The 15,237-nt window shown below is 55.0% G+C and carries 14 protein-coding genes; 5 read left to right on the forward strand and 9 right to left on the reverse strand.

The genetic code is table 11. The features are described from left to right. Positions 1 to 4 precede the first annotated feature (4 nt). Positions 5 to 562 carry a fimbrial protein gene (locus EOS98_RS19280; RefSeq protein WP_001056984.1) on the forward strand — a complete coding sequence of 186 codons (558 nt, stop codon included), beginning with the start codon at positions 5 to 7 and terminating at the stop codon, positions 560 to 562. A gap of 40 nt (positions 563 to 602) precedes the next feature. Further along, positions 603 to 1,688, forward strand: coding sequence for a fimbrial major subunit SthE (gene sthE / locus EOS98_RS19285; protein WP_001253761.1), 1,086 nt, complete (start codon positions 603 to 605; stop codon positions 1,686 to 1,688). A 57-nt stretch (positions 1,689 to 1,745) separates the two neighbouring features. On the opposite strand, the gene creD is transcribed toward sthE, so the two are convergent. The 4 genes from creD to creA are packed head-to-tail and all read right to left on the reverse strand — an operon-like array spanning position 1,746 to position 5,752. After that, positions 1,746 to 3,095 carry a cell envelope integrity protein CreD gene (gene creD, locus EOS98_RS19290; RefSeq protein ID WP_017441770.1) on the reverse strand — a complete coding sequence of 450 codons (1,350 nt, stop codon included), beginning with the start codon at positions 3,093 to 3,095 and terminating at the stop codon, positions 1,746 to 1,748. 57 nt (positions 3,096 to 3,152) lie between these two features. Further along, a complete protein-coding gene (gene creC, locus EOS98_RS19295; protein ID WP_126524309.1) occupies positions 3,153 to 4,577 on the reverse strand; it encodes a two-component system sensor histidine kinase CreC in 1,425 nt (474 codons plus the stop codon). After that, the gene (creB, locus tag EOS98_RS19300) at positions 4,577 to 5,266 is read right to left on the reverse strand and encodes a two-component system response regulator CreB (RefSeq protein ID WP_061383312.1); all 690 of its coding nucleotides are present in this window, start codon (positions 5,264 to 5,266) and stop codon (positions 4,577 to 4,579) included. Before creB ends, creC begins: the two co-directional genes overlap by 1 nt. 12 nt (positions 5,267 to 5,278) lie before the next feature. After that, on the reverse strand, positions 5,279 to 5,752 hold the full coding sequence (gene creA / locus EOS98_RS19305) for a protein CreA (protein WP_000875811.1): 474 nt from the start codon (positions 5,750 to 5,752) through the stop codon (positions 5,279 to 5,281). 211 nt (positions 5,753 to 5,963) lie between these two features. Here creA and robA point away from each other — a divergent pair, with 211 nt between their 5' ends. Further along, the gene (gene robA / locus EOS98_RS19310; RefSeq protein ID WP_000371685.1) at positions 5,964 to 6,833 is read left to right on the forward strand and encodes an MDR efflux pump AcrAB transcriptional activator RobA; all 870 of its coding nucleotides are present in this window, start codon (positions 5,964 to 5,966) and stop codon (positions 6,831 to 6,833) included. Here robA and gpmB read toward each other — a convergent pair. Next, a complete protein-coding gene (gene gpmB / locus EOS98_RS19315; RefSeq protein ID WP_000942363.1) occupies positions 6,830 to 7,477 on the reverse strand; it encodes a 2,3-diphosphoglycerate-dependent phosphoglycerate mutase GpmB in 648 nt (215 codons plus the stop codon). The genes robA and gpmB overlap by 4 nt on opposite strands. A 48-nt stretch (positions 7,478 to 7,525) precedes the next feature. Between gpmB and yjjX the strand changes: the two genes are divergently transcribed. Then, the gene (gene yjjX, locus EOS98_RS19320) at positions 7,526 to 8,041 is read left to right on the forward strand and encodes an inosine/xanthosine triphosphatase (protein WP_000554310.1); all 516 of its coding nucleotides are present in this window, start codon (positions 7,526 to 7,528) and stop codon (positions 8,039 to 8,041) included. Between the two features lie 101 nt (positions 8,042 to 8,142). Here the strand turns inward: yjjX and trpR are convergent, their stop codons facing one another. Both trpR and sltY read right to left on the reverse strand, forming a co-directional pair. Next, a complete protein-coding gene (gene trpR / locus EOS98_RS19330) occupies positions 8,143 to 8,469 on the reverse strand; it encodes a trp operon repressor (protein WP_000192005.1) in 327 nt (108 codons plus the stop codon). 57 nt (positions 8,470 to 8,526) lie between these two features. Further along, positions 8,527 to 10,464 (reverse strand): murein transglycosylase, encoded by a 1,938-nt coding sequence (gene sltY, locus EOS98_RS19335; protein ID WP_000373272.1) that lies wholly within the window; start codon positions 10,462 to 10,464, stop codon positions 8,527 to 8,529. Between the two features lie 208 nt (positions 10,465 to 10,672). Between sltY and ettA the strand changes: the two genes are divergently transcribed. Then, positions 10,673 to 12,340, forward strand: coding sequence for an energy-dependent translational throttle protein EttA (gene ettA, locus EOS98_RS19340; protein ID WP_000046770.1), 1,668 nt, complete (start codon positions 10,673 to 10,675; stop codon positions 12,338 to 12,340). A 117-nt stretch (positions 12,341 to 12,457) separates the two neighbouring features. Here the strand turns inward: ettA and nadR are convergent, their stop codons facing one another. Together nadR and radA are read right to left on the reverse strand one after the other, a co-directional pair. Further along, complete coding sequence (nadR, locus tag EOS98_RS19345; protein ID WP_001519486.1) at positions 12,458 to 13,690, reverse strand: multifunctional transcriptional regulator/nicotinamide-nucleotide adenylyltransferase/ribosylnicotinamide kinase NadR; 1,233 nt, start codon at positions 13,688 to 13,690, stop codon at positions 12,458 to 12,460. Positions 13,691 to 13,840: 150 nt separating this feature from the next. Further along, the gene (gene radA, locus EOS98_RS19350; protein WP_001029710.1) at positions 13,841 to 15,223 is read right to left on the reverse strand and encodes a DNA repair protein RadA; all 1,383 of its coding nucleotides are present in this window, start codon (positions 15,221 to 15,223) and stop codon (positions 13,841 to 13,843) included. Positions 15,224 to 15,237 lie beyond the last annotated feature (14 nt).

Below are 15,237 nucleotides of genomic sequence, written 5' to 3' on the forward strand. Positions count from 1 at the left end.
AAAGATGAATATGAACAGATTTGCTGCATTAGCCGCCCTGTTAACGTTCACGGGTCTGGCATTATGGTCGCCCTCGATCAGCGCGGCATACAATACCGCAGATGCCGTAGACATTAACGTTACGGGATTAATTTATGCCGATCCGTGTACCGTGACGGTCCCCGACACGCTCTCTCTTGGACAATATGCCCGGGCGGATATCGCCGTGGCCGGTGGCAATACCGCCACCATTCCTTTCACCATAAAAATGACGAATTGCCCGGCAACGACCACAAAAGCCGCGATTTCATTTAACGGCGTACCTTATCCCGATCCAAATTATGCTTCTGCGATTTATGCAAACAGCGCGGCCAATCCGGCGCAGGATTTAGGATTACAGCTTTTTAACCTGGACGGTAAAAGTCTGGTCAATCTGGCCAACAACGTCACTTACACGGTGGATATCAACAGTAATACCCATGAAGCCAATTTGCCTGTCGCCGCAAGGATGTATACCCCGTATGGAAAAGTCACGGCAGGGGATTTCACGTCCGTTGTGACGATCACTATCGCATGGCAATAACATCTTTCTATTTCACCTGGTATAAAAGCAGGAATTTTTCATGAGAAGGTTATATCTGGCGCTTATTCTGCTGTTCGCGTATTCCGGTCATGGTTACGCCTCCTGTAAACGTTCCGGAAATGAAGGCGCGATCACTATCACCCCGCCGTCGCAGCTTGTGGTGGATAGCCACGCCTATACCGCAGGCGAGGTGTTGTGGCAATCGGGCTGGGTTTCCACCTCCGAAGTCACAATGGATGGCTGTAGTCGCGATTATAAGGTCGGTTTTTTATATGAACCCGGTAGCGCGCAGTCAAATACATCAGCGACAATCAATGCGAATGACGGGAACAACACGCCGGTATTTAGCACCGGGATTTCCGGCGTGGGCATTGCGATTAAAACCCAAACGAATGCTGGCCCTTACGATAATGTCATGCCAATCGATAATACCTACCATAATGGCGATGGCAATAAAACACACCATGCGATGGCTCCCGCCTACAATGTTGAACTGGTCGCCTTAGGCGGTCCGATCACCTCCGGTACCGCGACATTCCAAAGCCCACTGGCGCGCGTATCTTTTCGCGATAGCGCAACGGAAGACTCCGGCGGCGATATCCTGACCCATCTGTATTTGGGGAATACGCAATTGATTATGAAAGCGATGGGATGTCGGGTAGAAACACCTGCCATCACCGTGGATTTAGGCAGCGTCAATTTAGGCAGTTTCGCTAACAGTCAAACCGCGGGCACAGGCGAGCAGGATATCTTATTGACCTGCGAACAAGGCACCGCTATTTCCGCATCGTTAAGCGCCCAACCGGCCAGCGGAAACAATCCTGATAATTCAGTCATCCAGTTGAGCAATGCAAGCGCGCCAACCAGCGCAACCGGCGTTGGCGTACAGTTGGGTATTCAGGCGCCGGACGCCGGTTTCTTTACCGACAGTTTGCCAATCAATCAAAAAATTGATCTCTTTACTCACACGATTACCACCAATGCCGATGGCAGCCAGACGGTTAACGGCGGAACCATGAATATGTCGACCACCCTGAAAATTAGCGCGCGCTACTATAAAACCGCCGCCACGGTAACGGCCGGGCAAGCGAATGCCACGGCAACATTAAACCTGACCTATAACTAACGGCATCACATTTTCTGGCGCTGCGCGGGAAAACGTTAACGCGCGCGCCCGTTAGATTTATTTCCACAAACGTAATTCGTCATCTTGTACTGGCGGTAATGACTTACGTTGCTGACAAGAGAGCGAATACCAGTCCAGATGGCGCGTCAGGAACATCACGCCGCCAAGCGCCAGTAGCAGAACGCCGGTACCCAGAAGCAACGAGCTATCTTCCGAACGCAGCAATCCCCACATCACGCCATCCAGCGCCAATAACGCTAACGTAAACAGTACGCTATTGCGCCATCCTTTCAGCACCGCCTGCAAATAAACGCTATTCATCAACGCGCCCACCAGGCTGGCGGCGATCCAGGCTGGCGTGAAACCGATATGTTCCGACAGTGCCAGCAATAGCAGGTAGAACATCACCAGCGATAACCCCACCAGCAGATACTGCATCGGGTGTAACCGCTGTCCCGTCAGGGTTTCGAAGACAAAGAAAGCCATAAACGTTAGCGTAATCAACAAAATGGCATATTTCGTCGCTCTGTCCGTCAGTTGATACTGATCGGCTGGCGTCGATACAGCGACGCTAAACGCCGGTAAGTTGTCCCAATCCACCTTTTGCGCATCAGCAAATTGTTCGCCGAGATTCGTGGCAAACCGGCTGGTTTGCCACTGGGCCTGAAATCCTGAACCGCTGATTTCGCGTTTACCGGGAAGAAAATCCCCCACAAAATTTGGGTGCGGCCAGTTGCTGGTCAGGGTCATTTCACTGCTACGCCCGACGGGAACCAGTGAAAAGCTGCCGGTTCCGCTTAAATTTAGCGACATATCCAACGTCAGGTTGCGCGTCGCCCACTGACTGTCCGGCAGCGGGATATGAATGCCCTCTCTACTTTCCGGTAAGCCGGTCCCCGGTTCTACAGTGAGCGTTTCACCATTCACCTGCGGCGCTTTTACTGCGCTGATACCGCGCGCATCGCCGACGCCTACGACGATAAAGGGCTTTCCAAGGGTAATGTTCGGTCTGTTCAGCTCATGCAGACGGGCCACATCAAACTCCGCCTTTATCGCCATATCGGTATGCCACACCTGCCCCTGATAAATACCTATTTTTCGCGCTTCAACGTTTTGATTGCCTTCGACCAATAGCGACTCCGGCAGCCAAAAATAGAGATAACTGCGCTTATACTGGACCTCTTTCTCCTCTTCCAGCACGGTATAGAGCTCTGTCACCGGAACCGCCACCAGCGGGCCGACAACCTTTTGCGGGCCGCTGGTACTCTGACGAATAGCGGCTTCTACATGGCTTCGATAATCAGCACGCTCCACGATGGTGTGCCGTACCATCATCAGGGGAATTAACAGCAGGATCATGGCGCCGCCTAACGTAATCATTTTCCACAACAGGGGGGATTTCAACATAGCGTTCTCCTTTGCAATGCCAGCAGTGTAAGAACGCGATGTGGGGAGAATTTGAAGTTATGTGAAGTGACGGTGAAGTGTCAACGAGGCCAGCACGCCGCCTTCGGGGCGGTTGCACAACGTCACCTCACCGTTGAGGAGCCGCGCCGCCTCGCTGACAAACGCCAGCCCAAGCCCGCTGCTTTTACGTCCGTTTTCACGGGGCAACGAATAGAATCGGTCGAAAATGCGCGGCAGCGCAAAATCAGGAATACCACAGCCGGAATCCGTCACCTGCAGGATCGCTTTCTCCCCCATCGGCTGAGCGCTTAATGTGATAACGCCATTTTCAGGCGTAAAGTCGATGGCATTGTCCAACACATTGCCCAGCGCCTGCGCCAGAAGCTCCGCGTCGGCGACGACAACCAGCGAGGAAGGCCGTAGAGTAAGGGTGATATTTTTTGCCGCCAACTGAATACTGCGTGCCTCGCTAAGCTGCGTAAATAGCTCATCAACAGCAACCGGCGCGAGAGGGATATCCTGCCGGTTTTCCAGCCGCGCCTGGCGCAGCAGGGTTTCTACCAGCGCCTGCATTCGCGTATTTTGCGCCAGTATATTCTCTGTAAAGCGGGTAACCACATCCGCGGGCGGTCCTTCACGCAGAATCTCCGCCGCGCCGCGTATCGCCGCCAGTGGACTTTTCAGCTCATGAGTCAACGCATACACGTACTGCTCAATCTCATTCTTGCCTTCCAGCTTAATGCGCATACTCTCCAGCGCCTGCGCCAGTTTACGCAGCTCGCTGCTGCCTAATGCAGGTAACGCAAGCGGGCGGTTTTCGGTGACGGAATCCGCATAGCGCGTCAACTGGGCGATGGAGCGGTTAATCCACCAGACCATCCCCGCGCCAATCGCCAGCGCAATCCCCAGTAAAACGGCGCTGGCCCACAGAATGCGCCGTTCGCTGCGCTTAATCACCGGCGCCATTGCCGCATTCGGTTTACCGACAGACAGGACGCCGATAATCCGTCCATCGCTGATTATCGGCGCGGCTACGTACATCACCGTGCTATTGGGATCGGCAGCATCTTTTGCCGTGCTGCGGGCGCCATACTGTCCGCGCAGCGTAAGCCAGACGTCATTCCAGCGAGAATAATCCTGCCCCACCGCTTTGTTTTCCGAATCAAACAATACCTTCCCCTGCGCATCCGTCATGTAGACATGGTATTCATTGCGCACTTTGACGATCCCGCTGATATTGGCGCGAAACGGGCGATGTTGCAGCTGGGCGAATGCTTTCGCCAACTGGCCGTCAGTCGGGTTGCCGGAGAGAAGATCGTCGCGGGCCAGCGCCGCCAGCAGCGTCGCGGTGTCAATCAGCGTCCCTTCCGTCGCGCGGCGGACGCCCGGCTTTATCTCCTGAACAAAGATAGACAGCACAAACACGGCGGCGACGGCGACAATAAGAAAGTAGCCCAGTAGCAAACGCATTCCGATGCGCATCAGACGCTCCTCAGGCTGTATCCCATTCCACGATGCGTGTTAATTGGCGAGAGATCCGGGTTGATCACGCGTAGCTTAGCGCGCAGGGTTTTGATGTGTGTATCGACCGTCCGATCGAAGGTCTCCTGGGCATCAGACCAGACAATATCCATCAATTGCTGACGCGAGTACACGCGCTCCGGCGACAGCAGCAGGGTTTTAAGAAGCAGAAACTCATAACGCGTCAGCGAGAGCGGCGTACCAAACCAGGCGATCTGCGCCGCCGGTTCATTGAGTTCAAAATGTCCGGTACGCACCACCGGCGACGGCGCAGCAAACTTTTTCACCCGGCGCAACAGCGTGCGCACGCGGGCGCTCACTTCGCGCGGCGAGAACGGCTTGGCGACATAATCATCTGCGCCGATCTCCAGACCAAGCAATCGATCCACTTCATCGCTACGGGCAGTCAGGAAAAGAATCGGCAGCGCAGGATGGCGTTCCAGCAACTGCCGACACAGCTCAAAGCCGCTGATATCCGGTAGTCCCACATCGAGAATCACCGCATCCGGCCGTTGCTGACGCGCTTTTTCCAGCGCGGGCAGCCCGCGAGCGAATAGCTCAACGGTAAACCCTTCCAGTTGCAGGGTATAGATGAGCGTATCGGCGATTCCCTGTTCATCCTCGACTAACCAGACCTGCGGTTGCTGCATACTCTTTCCCTGTTATTGTCGCCACGGCATGACCGGCACCGCGCTGATGGCGTTCTTCGGCGACCCGTCGACTACTTTGTCGGAGTAGGCCAGATACGCCAGCGTGTTGCGTTTCTCATCATAGAAACGCACGACCTGCAATGACTTAAATATCAATGAGGTGCGTTTTTTGAAAACTACCTCTCCCTGCGCCTTGCCGTTCTTAATTTTGTCGCTCAGTTCAATAGGCCCGACCTGCTGGCAAGAGATAGCGGCGTCAGACGTATCTTCCGCCAGCCCTAATCCGCCTTTTATGCCGCCCGTTTTCGCCCGGCTAACATAGCACGTCACGTTTTTGACATCAGGATCGTCAAAAGCTTCCACCACGATTTTATGGTCAGGACCGAACATTTTAAATACCGTATCGACTGAACCAATTTGTTCCGCGCGGGCGCTCTGCCCCAGCAGCAACAAAATTGAGAAAAGTACTAAGCTCTTGTATTTCATATTGTTACCATTCATAAAAGTTACGTTGCGTAATTATTAGACATTCTAAAATAAAATGGTTATAGATCACAGGATTAGAATAATTACCTGTCACGTTGCCTAAAAAAAGCATTTAAGCTCAAAAAAAACACTGAATGCTAAAAGAACAAAAAATGCTATTATCCTCTTACCTGATATCGGGTGCTCGTTGTTGAAAGGATGGGGATATTTTATGGATCAGGCTGGCATAATTCGCGACCTGTTAATCTGGCTGGAAGGTCATCTGGATCAGCCGCTGTCACTTGACAATGTGGCGGCAAAAGCAGGCTATTCCAAGTGGCACCTGCAGAGAATGTTTAAGGACGTGACGGGCCACGCCATTGGCGCTTACATCCGCGCCCGTCGTTTATCGAAATCAGCAGTGGCGCTGCGTTTGACCGCGCGTCCAATTCTGGATATTGCTCTTCAGTACCGCTTCGATTCTCAGCAAACCTTTACGCGCGCCTTTAAGAAACAGTTTTCCCAGACGCCAGCGCTGTATCGTCGCTCCTCGGAATGGAGCGCCTTTGGCATTCGCCCGCCATTACGGCTGGGCGAGTTTACCGTGCCGGAACATCAGTTCGTTACGCTGGAAGATACGCCGCTCCTTGGCGTCACGCAGAGCTATTCCTGCTCGCTGGAACAGATTTCCGACTTCCGCCACGAAATGCGCGTGCAATTCTGGCATGATTTCCTCGGTCATTCGCCAACTATTCCGCCAGTGCTTTATGGGCTTAATGAAACGCGCCCCAGCATGGAGAAAGACGATGAGCAGGAAGTATTCTATACCACCGCACTGCCGCAAGAGCAGGCCGATGGCTATGTTCAGTCGGCGCATCCTGTGCTGTTGCAGGGCGGTGAATACGTCATGTTCACCTATGAAGGGTTAGGAACCGGCGTGCAGGATTTTATCCTGACCGTTTACGGCACCTGTATGCCAATGCTGAATCTGACCCGTCGTAAAGGACAGGATATAGAGCGATACTACCCGTCAGAAGATACCAAAACCGGCGATCGCCCTATCAACCTGCGCTGCGAATTTCTGATCCCGATTCGCCGTTAACGCTGTAGCTCATCCAATGCAGGGGCGTCCAGATGCGAAACGTCCCCTGCGGTTTCTACCACCCACCCAGACGCCAGCCACTGACTTTCCTGGTAATCGATGCGGGAAATAGAGCAGTTGCGCAAACGTAACCGGCGTTCCGCCCAGGCGGGTAGTCCCAGTATAGTACTGACCAGACAGCCCAACGCGATACCGTGACTGACCAATAAAGGTCGGCTGCCCTGCGGTAGCTCCAGACAGGACGCCAGCGCGGCATGAACGCGATCGCTCAACTCCTGCATCGATTCCCCACCGGGAATGCGGCCATCCTGCGTGCCGTTGACCAGCTGACGACGCCAGCCCTCTTCTTCTTCCGTCAGCGAATCGATCTGGCGCTTTTCCAGCACGCCCATATCCAGCTCGCGCAGGCGGGAGTCAAAGGTGATATCACACCCGCACGCCTGGGCGATAATCTCCGCCGTGCGTTTTGTGCGGCCTAAATCGCTGCTGATGATATGGGTGATGCCGAGGCTGCGGGCGCGTTCTCCTACCTGCATGGCCTGCTGCTCGCCTTTTGCTGTCAGGGGACTGTCCGATTGGCCCTGAATACGTCGCTCGGCGTTCCACTGCGTTTCACCGTGGCGAACAAGGTATACCTGTAACATGTTTTTTTTCCGTTATACTGCGATAAATTTTTAAAACTGAGCTTAATTATGCACCAGGTTATCTCTGCGACCACCAATCCTGCCAAAATTCAGGCAATTCTACAGGCATTTGAAGAGATTTTCGGCGAAGGATCGTGCCATATTACGCCCGTCGCCGTCGAGAGCGGCGTACCGGAGCAGCCCTTCGGAAGCGAGGAAACGCGTGCTGGCGCACGAAATCGCGTGGATAATGCGCGACGCCTGCATCCACAAGCTGATTTCTGGGTAGCCATTGAAGCCGGAATTGACGATGACGCCACCTTCAGTTGGGTGGTGATTGATAACGGCGTTCAGCGCGGTGAAGCGCGATCGGCCACGCTGCCGCTGCCCGCCGTCATTCTCGACAGAGTCCGCCAGGGAGAAGCGCTTGGCCCGGTGATGTCCCACTATACCGGTATTGACGAGATTGGTCGCAAAGAGGGCGCCATTGGCGTATTTACCGCCGGAAAATTAACGCGCTCCAGCGTTTACTACCAGGCGGTGATCCTGGCGCTCAGCCCGTTTCATAACGCGGTGTATCGATAATTATTTGCGCTATGTTGTAGGCCTGATAAGCACAGCGCCATCAGGCATTTCGCGGCGATGTTGCCGGATGGCCGCTTCGCCTTATCCGGCCTACGAGCAAATCAGGCGCTTTTCAGCAGTATCTGCTCAAGCCAATGACGCAGTTCAACCGGCGCGGATTTCAGGCTGTTTGACCCGCGCGTGATGGTGGCGATGCCCGCCCCCAGCTCGGTTTTCAACTCGCGCTGGCTCATTTCGCCACGCAACAACTCCTCAATAATGCGCACGCGCGTTCCCAGCGCTTCACGCTCGTCCGGCGTAAGCATCAGTTGTAATAAAGGCAGATGCAGATCCTCTGCATATGCCTGACGGAGTAACTCCACAAAACGAAGCCACTCCTGATTACGTTGTTCGGCGATAGCCGATGAATAAGGGGAATGCTGGGTCATGTTATACCGCCGTTTGTACTGTTACACGAGTACAAATGATAACATAACCCGTCTGCATTAATACCGTCGCTGCCACTCAGAGTCGCTCATTAAGGCCTCTTTCTGCCCCATAAAGTGGCGATAGTAAGCGTCATAGGCCAGAACGTTTTTCACGTAGCCGCGCGTTTCCGAAAAGGGAATGCTTTCGACAAACGCTACGGCATCGATACGCCCGGCGCTATTGCCAAGCCAGGTGCGCACGCGCCCCGGCCCGGCGTTATACGCCGCCGAGGCGAAAATACGGTTATTACCAAACTGCTGATAGACATACTGCAAATAGCTGGTGCCAATGTTGATGTTGGTCTCCGGCTCCAGCAGTTGGCCGGGGCCGCGGTAGTCCGGAATCGAAAACATTTTCACCGTATGGGTGGCCGTTCCCGGCATAATCTGCATTAAGCCGCTGGCCCCTACCGGCGATTTTACTTTCGGGTTCCAGGCGCTCTCCTGGCGGGCAATCGCCATGGCATAGCTTTGTGAGATATCTTTTCCGCGGGTATAGCGGGTAAAAAGATCGTTATACGCCAGCGGGAAACGCTCCTCCAGATGATCCCACAGTTTTCCGGCGATCGTCGCCTGTACGCTCAGATCCCACCAGTGCTGGTTAAACGCATAGCGCGCCAGCTGCGCCTGTTCAGATTTACTACGGCTTTTTACCAGATTCGCCCATTCGCTGCGCGCCGTGTTATCCAGGTTCCAGTACATCAGCTCCCGTACACGCGCCATCTCCGGCCCCTGCGTCAACGCGCTGTTTACGTTGGCGGGCGCTTTATCGATTTTAAGCGTGTACTCTTCGCCTAAACGCTGCGCCGCGACCATCGGATAAAAACCGCGCTTCTGCATTAAAGCATGAAGGATCTCTTTCGCTTCGGCGTCACGACCGCGCTCCAGCAATAAATCCGCCTGCCAGTAACGCCACTCGTCTTTCTCTTTCGCCTCCATTGGCAGTCGGGCAAGCCAGGTATTGAGACCGCGACGATCGCCCATCCCCAGCGCCATACGCACGCGCCGCTCGATAAGCGACGTCGATTGCGAGCGCATAATCGCGTCATCGCGCCATTTCGCCTGCGCATCGGTCACATCGTTGCCCATCAGTCGCCAGGCAACGATATCGCGCAGCGCCTGCGTTTGTTCCTCATTAAGTTTCTGCGCCTGTACCAGCGAGGGGATCATCAGACGCGCATTTTCCGCGTCCTGGCGGGCGACGCTGGCAAACGCGACTTCCGCCATCTGGCGGGTAAAATCGGTGGCGCCGGTGGTGCGTGCGAAGGTCAACACGTTATTAGGGTCATTAGCCAGGGTAATGATCGCTGAGGCGATCGTTTGATATTCCGCCGGCATCTGTCCGGCCAGCACCGTAACCAACCCCGTATTCCCGGCTTTCATCGCCAGCCGAATACGTTCCAGGTACGCTAGCGGGTCTTGCTTGCCGGAGGCCCGCCAGACGCTGAACAGTTTATCGCAGGCATTCGGCTGACTTTTGCCGGTCAGCCAAAGGTCTTTCGCGCCCTGCCAGGCCGCTTCCGTTTGCCCGGTACTCCATTTCGCGTAGTAATAGTTACATTGCGCTTCCGTGGTGCCGGGTTTCTCCGGGCTAAACGCCAGCAAGCCGCGCCAGTCTTCACGACGCGCCAGCTCATTGACGAAGCGTGATTGCAGCGTACGCGCAGGCGGAAGCGTAGGATTGGCGCGCACAAACTGCGTGACAGCAATCGCCGGTTGGTTCATCAAATCGTCGGTGATCTTACGGTATTCCAGATACGGGTAGAGCGGATAATCTTTCAGACCCGGCATCATCTGCTCTACCACATCCATCTGGCGGTTGTCCCAGGCCTGCTTAATCTGCGCATAGCGGTTACGCTGCTCTTCCAGTGAGTCGGCCCGCGCGAGGTGACAAAAGGTCAGCAGGCATACGCTGGCGGCGACGAGACGCCAGACAAATGGTTTGGCTCTATCCACAAGCTCTTCCTCAATTGTTATCCAATGCAGCATCATGCCGCGTAATGAATTTATGCTAACCAGTCATAGCCATTTGCGCCACGTTACGGACACTTTTTTACTTTTATTGCGAGTGCGATCTGCTGGCTGGGCTTAGGCAGGGAAAAAGGCTACACTTCGCCTTTGAAATCTATTCACCATCACGATAAACATAGAGGCGAAGTCCAACGTGGCTCAATTCGTTTATACCATGCATCGTGTCGGCAAAGTGGTTCCGCCGAAACGTCATATTCTGAAAAACATCTCGCTGAGCTTCTTCCCTGGCGCCAAAATCGGCGTGCTGGGCCTTAACGGCGCCGGTAAGTCTACCCTGCTGCGCATCATGGCGGGTCTCGATAAAGATATCGAGGGCGAAGCGCGCCCGCAGCCCGGCATTAAGATTGGCTACCTGCCGCAGGAACCTCAGCTAAACCCGGAACACACGGTACGCGAGTCGATTGAAGAGGCCGTTTCGGAAGTGGTTAACGCCCTCAAACGTCTGGATGAAGTGTACGCGCTGTATGCCGATCCGGATGCCGACTTCGACAAGCTGGCGGCAGAGCAAGGCCGGCTTGAAGAGATTATCCAGGCGCACGACGGTCATAACCTGAACGTGCAGCTTGAGCGCGCTGCTGACGCTCTGCGTCTGCCGGACTGGGATGCCAAAGTCGAAAAACTGTCCGGCGGCGAGCGCCGTCGCGTGGCGCTGTGCCGTCTGTTGCTGGAAAAGCCGGACATGCTGCTGCTCGACGAACCCACCAACCACCTGGATGCCGAGTCTGTTGCGTGGCTGGAACGTTTCCTGCACGACTTCGAAGGCACCGTCGTGGCGATTACCCACGACCGTTACTTCCTCGATAACGTTGCCGGTTGGATTCTGGAACTTGACCGCGGCGAAGGTATTCCGTGGGAAGGCAACTACTCCTCCTGGCTGGAGCAGAAAGATCAGCGTCTGGCGCAGGAAGCGTCTGCCGAAGCGGCGCGCCGTAAATCCATTGAGAAAGAGCTGGAGTGGGTGCGTCAGGGCGCGAAAGGCCGTCAGTCGAAAGGTAAGGCGCGTCTGGCTCGCTTTGAAGAACTGAACAGCGTTGAGTATCAGAAACGTAACGAAACCAACGAACTGTTTATTCCACCAGGACCGCGTCTGGGCGACAAAGTCATTGAAGTCAGCAACCTGCGTAAATCCTACGGCGACCGCGTACTGATCGACGACCTGAGCTTCTCGGTGCCGAAAGGCGCTATCGTCGGGATCATCGGGCCAAACGGCGCGGGTAAATCGACCCTGTTCCGCATGATGTCCGGTCAGGAGCAGCCTGATAGCGGCACCATTACGCTGGGTGAAACCGTCAAGCTGGCCTCGGTCGATCAGTTCCGCGACGCGATGGACAACAGCAAAACCGTCTGGGAAGAAGTGTCCGGCGGGCTGGATATCATGAAGATCGGCAACACTGAAATGCCAAGCCGCGCCTATGTAGGCCGCTTCAACTTCAAAGGCGTCGATCAGGGCAAACGCGTTGGCGAACTGTCCGGCGGTGAGCGCGGTCGTTTGCATCTGGCGAAACTGCTGCAGGTGGGCGGCAACGTCCTGCTGCTCGACGAACCGACGAACGACCTGGATATCGAAACCCTGCGCGCGCTGGAAAACGCCCTGCTGGAGTTCCCTGGCTGCGCGATGGTTATCTCGCACGACCGTTGGTTCCTCGACCGTATCGCCACCCACATTCTGGATTATCAGGATGAAGGTAAGGTGGAATTCTTCGAAGGCAACTTTACCGAATACGAAGAGTACAAGAAACGCACGCTGGGCGCCGAGGCGCTGGAGCCGAAGCGTATCAAGTACAAGCGTATTGCCAAATAAATGTCTGAATGCCGGGTGGCGCTTGCGCTTACCCGGCCTACAAACCCAGCGATTCCAATACGTTGTGAAACTGTAGGCCTGATAAGACGCGGTAAGCGTCGCATCAGGCATTGGTTCTTATCCCTGCTCGCCCATCATCTCTTTCACCAGTTCCACACAGCGCAAAAAGCGGCCATCGTAATCAGCCTCTTTAACGTGAACGAACTCAATGTTGTTTTCTTTCAGCATCTCGACCAACAGGCTCTGGAACGCTTTGCGATCCACTGAACTGCCCAGGCTTCGCAGTCCGTCAGCTACCCACGGCGTATTATTCTCCAGCAAAATCACCAGGTCGAAGCGATACTCGTCGATCAGCGCCTGGACAAAGGGATGCTCGCGCCCTTCGTATTTTTTGCAAAATGCCTGGGTGGTGACGAAATCGGTATCGATAAACGCCACTTTATTCGCATATTTCACTGCAAAATCAATATATTGCGCATGGCCCAGCGCGATTTTATCGTAGTCGGAATACTGTAACGCCATCTCATCGCCGCCCAGATGCGAAAAGACATAGTCGCGGCCATATTCCCAGGCGCTGGTGGTATTAAAAATATTGGCGAGCTTATTGACCAGCGTAGACTTGCCGCTTGATTCCCCGCCCAGAATCGCGACGGTACGCACGAAAAACGGCTTCACTTCGGTAGGAATATATTCCCAGTAACGAAACGGATTTTCGCGGATTTGCGCCCCACTGATATTCATAAACGTGCGTTCAGGATCGACCAGCACCGTCTCAATCCCTAAATGCTCAAGATACTGCGGCGCATCAGCCTCTTCGGAAGTGTAGATCCAGCTCGGCTGTATTCCCTTCTCTGCCATAAACGCTTTAATGCCGTTGCTCCAGACGTCCCAGCCATGCGGATAAGGCTCCATCCCCTCTTCATTAAAGGCGTGGATGCGAATATTTTTTTGGTATTTGAAGGTTTGCAGCAACCAGCGCAGGCGATCCGACACGGTGGGCTGCTGCGACATGGCGCTATCCTCAAACAGCCCGCGGTCGCGCGTATCGTCATATCCCATAATGATATGCAACTCATCCACCTGGCTACAGGCGCGCTGGATCAAGTAGATGTGTCCGGTATGCAATGGATAAAATTTACCGAACACCACGCCAATGTTTTTCTGCCGGCGGGGAAACTCCAGCCCGAGAAAACGGTGTAGCGCCTCCAGTTTTTGCGCGCTGGGGCTTTTGATTTTGGCGTTAAGTAACTGACTCAGATACCCCTTGGTCATACCGCTGGCGTCAGCCACCTGTTGCAGAGTGCAACCTTGCTGCTTAATCGCGGTTTTGAGATAGTCGAACGATGACACAAGAGCCTCCTGCTGGAAAAATCGCATAACACTGCCTGACGGCGCTTCGCTTATCAGGCCTACAACATCAATCCGTATCAATCCGTAGGCCGGATAAGACGCATTGCATCGCCATCCGGCAAATTATACAACATCACTACATACAGCGAATTATAAGTCGTCAAACACGCTTAACGCATCTGCGAGCTTTTTAACACCGAACACCTGCATTCCTTCCGGCGGCTTTTTCGGTACGTTGGCGGCAGGCACAATCGCCCGACGAAAGCCGTGTTTCGCCGCCTCGGAAATACGCTCCTGCCCGCTCGGCACCGGACGAATCTCGCCTGCCAGCCCCACTTCGCCAAACACCACCAGATCCTGCGGCAACGGCCTGTCACGCAGGCTGGAGACCATCGCCAGCAGTAAAGCCAGATCCGCGCTGGTTTCGGTGACTTTCACGCCGCCGACCACGTTGACGAAGACGTCCTGATCCGACATTTGCAGACCGCCGTGTCGGTGCAGCACCGCCAGCAGGATTGCCAGACGGTTTTGTTCCAGACCGACCGCCACGCGTCTGGGGTTCGCCATCATCGAGTGATCGACCAGCGCCTGAATCTCCACCAGCAACGGTCGCGTACCTTCCCAGACGACCATCACTGAACTGCCGGAAGTGACCTCATCGCCGCGGCTTAAAAAGATGGCGGACGGATTGCTCACTTCGCGCAACCCCTGTTCGGTCATGGCGAAGACGCCCAGCTCATTGACTGCGCCAAAGCGGTTTTTGTGGCTGCGCAGCGTGCGGAAACGAGAATCGGCGTCGCCGTCGAGCAATACTGAGCAATCGATACAGTGTTCCAGCACTTTCGGCCCCGCCAGCGACCCGTCTTTGGTGACGTGGCCGACCATCACGATCGCCACGCCGCGCGTTTTGGCGAAGCGCGTCAGGTAGGCTGCCGTTTCGCGGACCTGGGCGACGCTGCCCGGCGACGACTGGATGTCCGCCATATGCATCACCTGTATGGAGTCGATCACCATCAGTTTCGGCTGTTCTTCTTCCGCTATCAGGCAGATCTGCTCGATGCTGGTTTCGGAGAGCATATTCAGATTAGCGGTCGGCAGGCCGAGACGGTGCGCGCGCATCGCCACCTGCTGTAGCGATTCTTCGCCGGTGACGTACAGCGTTTTCATCTGCTCGGCGAGCTTGCACAGCGTTTGCAGCAGCAACGTTGATTTGCCCGCGCCGGGGTTACCGCCAATCAAAATGGCGCTGCCGGGTACCACCCCGCCGCCCAGCACGCGGTCAAACTCTTTAAAACCGGTAGAAAAGCGCGGCAGTTCCTCAAGACTGATGTCAGACAGTTTCTGCACTTTTGATACGCCCGCACTGCCGGCGTATCCGCTCAGACGTTCGTTACGCGCCACCGTCGGCGATGCGGCAAGGCGCACCTCGGTAATGGTGTTCCAGGCATGGCAGGCGCTGCATTGCCCCTGCCAGCGCGGGTAATCGGCCCCGCATTCATTACAAACAAAGGCGCGTTTGGGAGCTTTTGCCACGTTTTACCTCTTTC

Source organism: Salmonella sp. SSDFZ69 (assembly GCF_004010755.1).
GTDB classification, from domain to species: Bacteria; Pseudomonadota; Gammaproteobacteria; order Enterobacterales; family Enterobacteriaceae; genus Salmonella; species Salmonella enterica.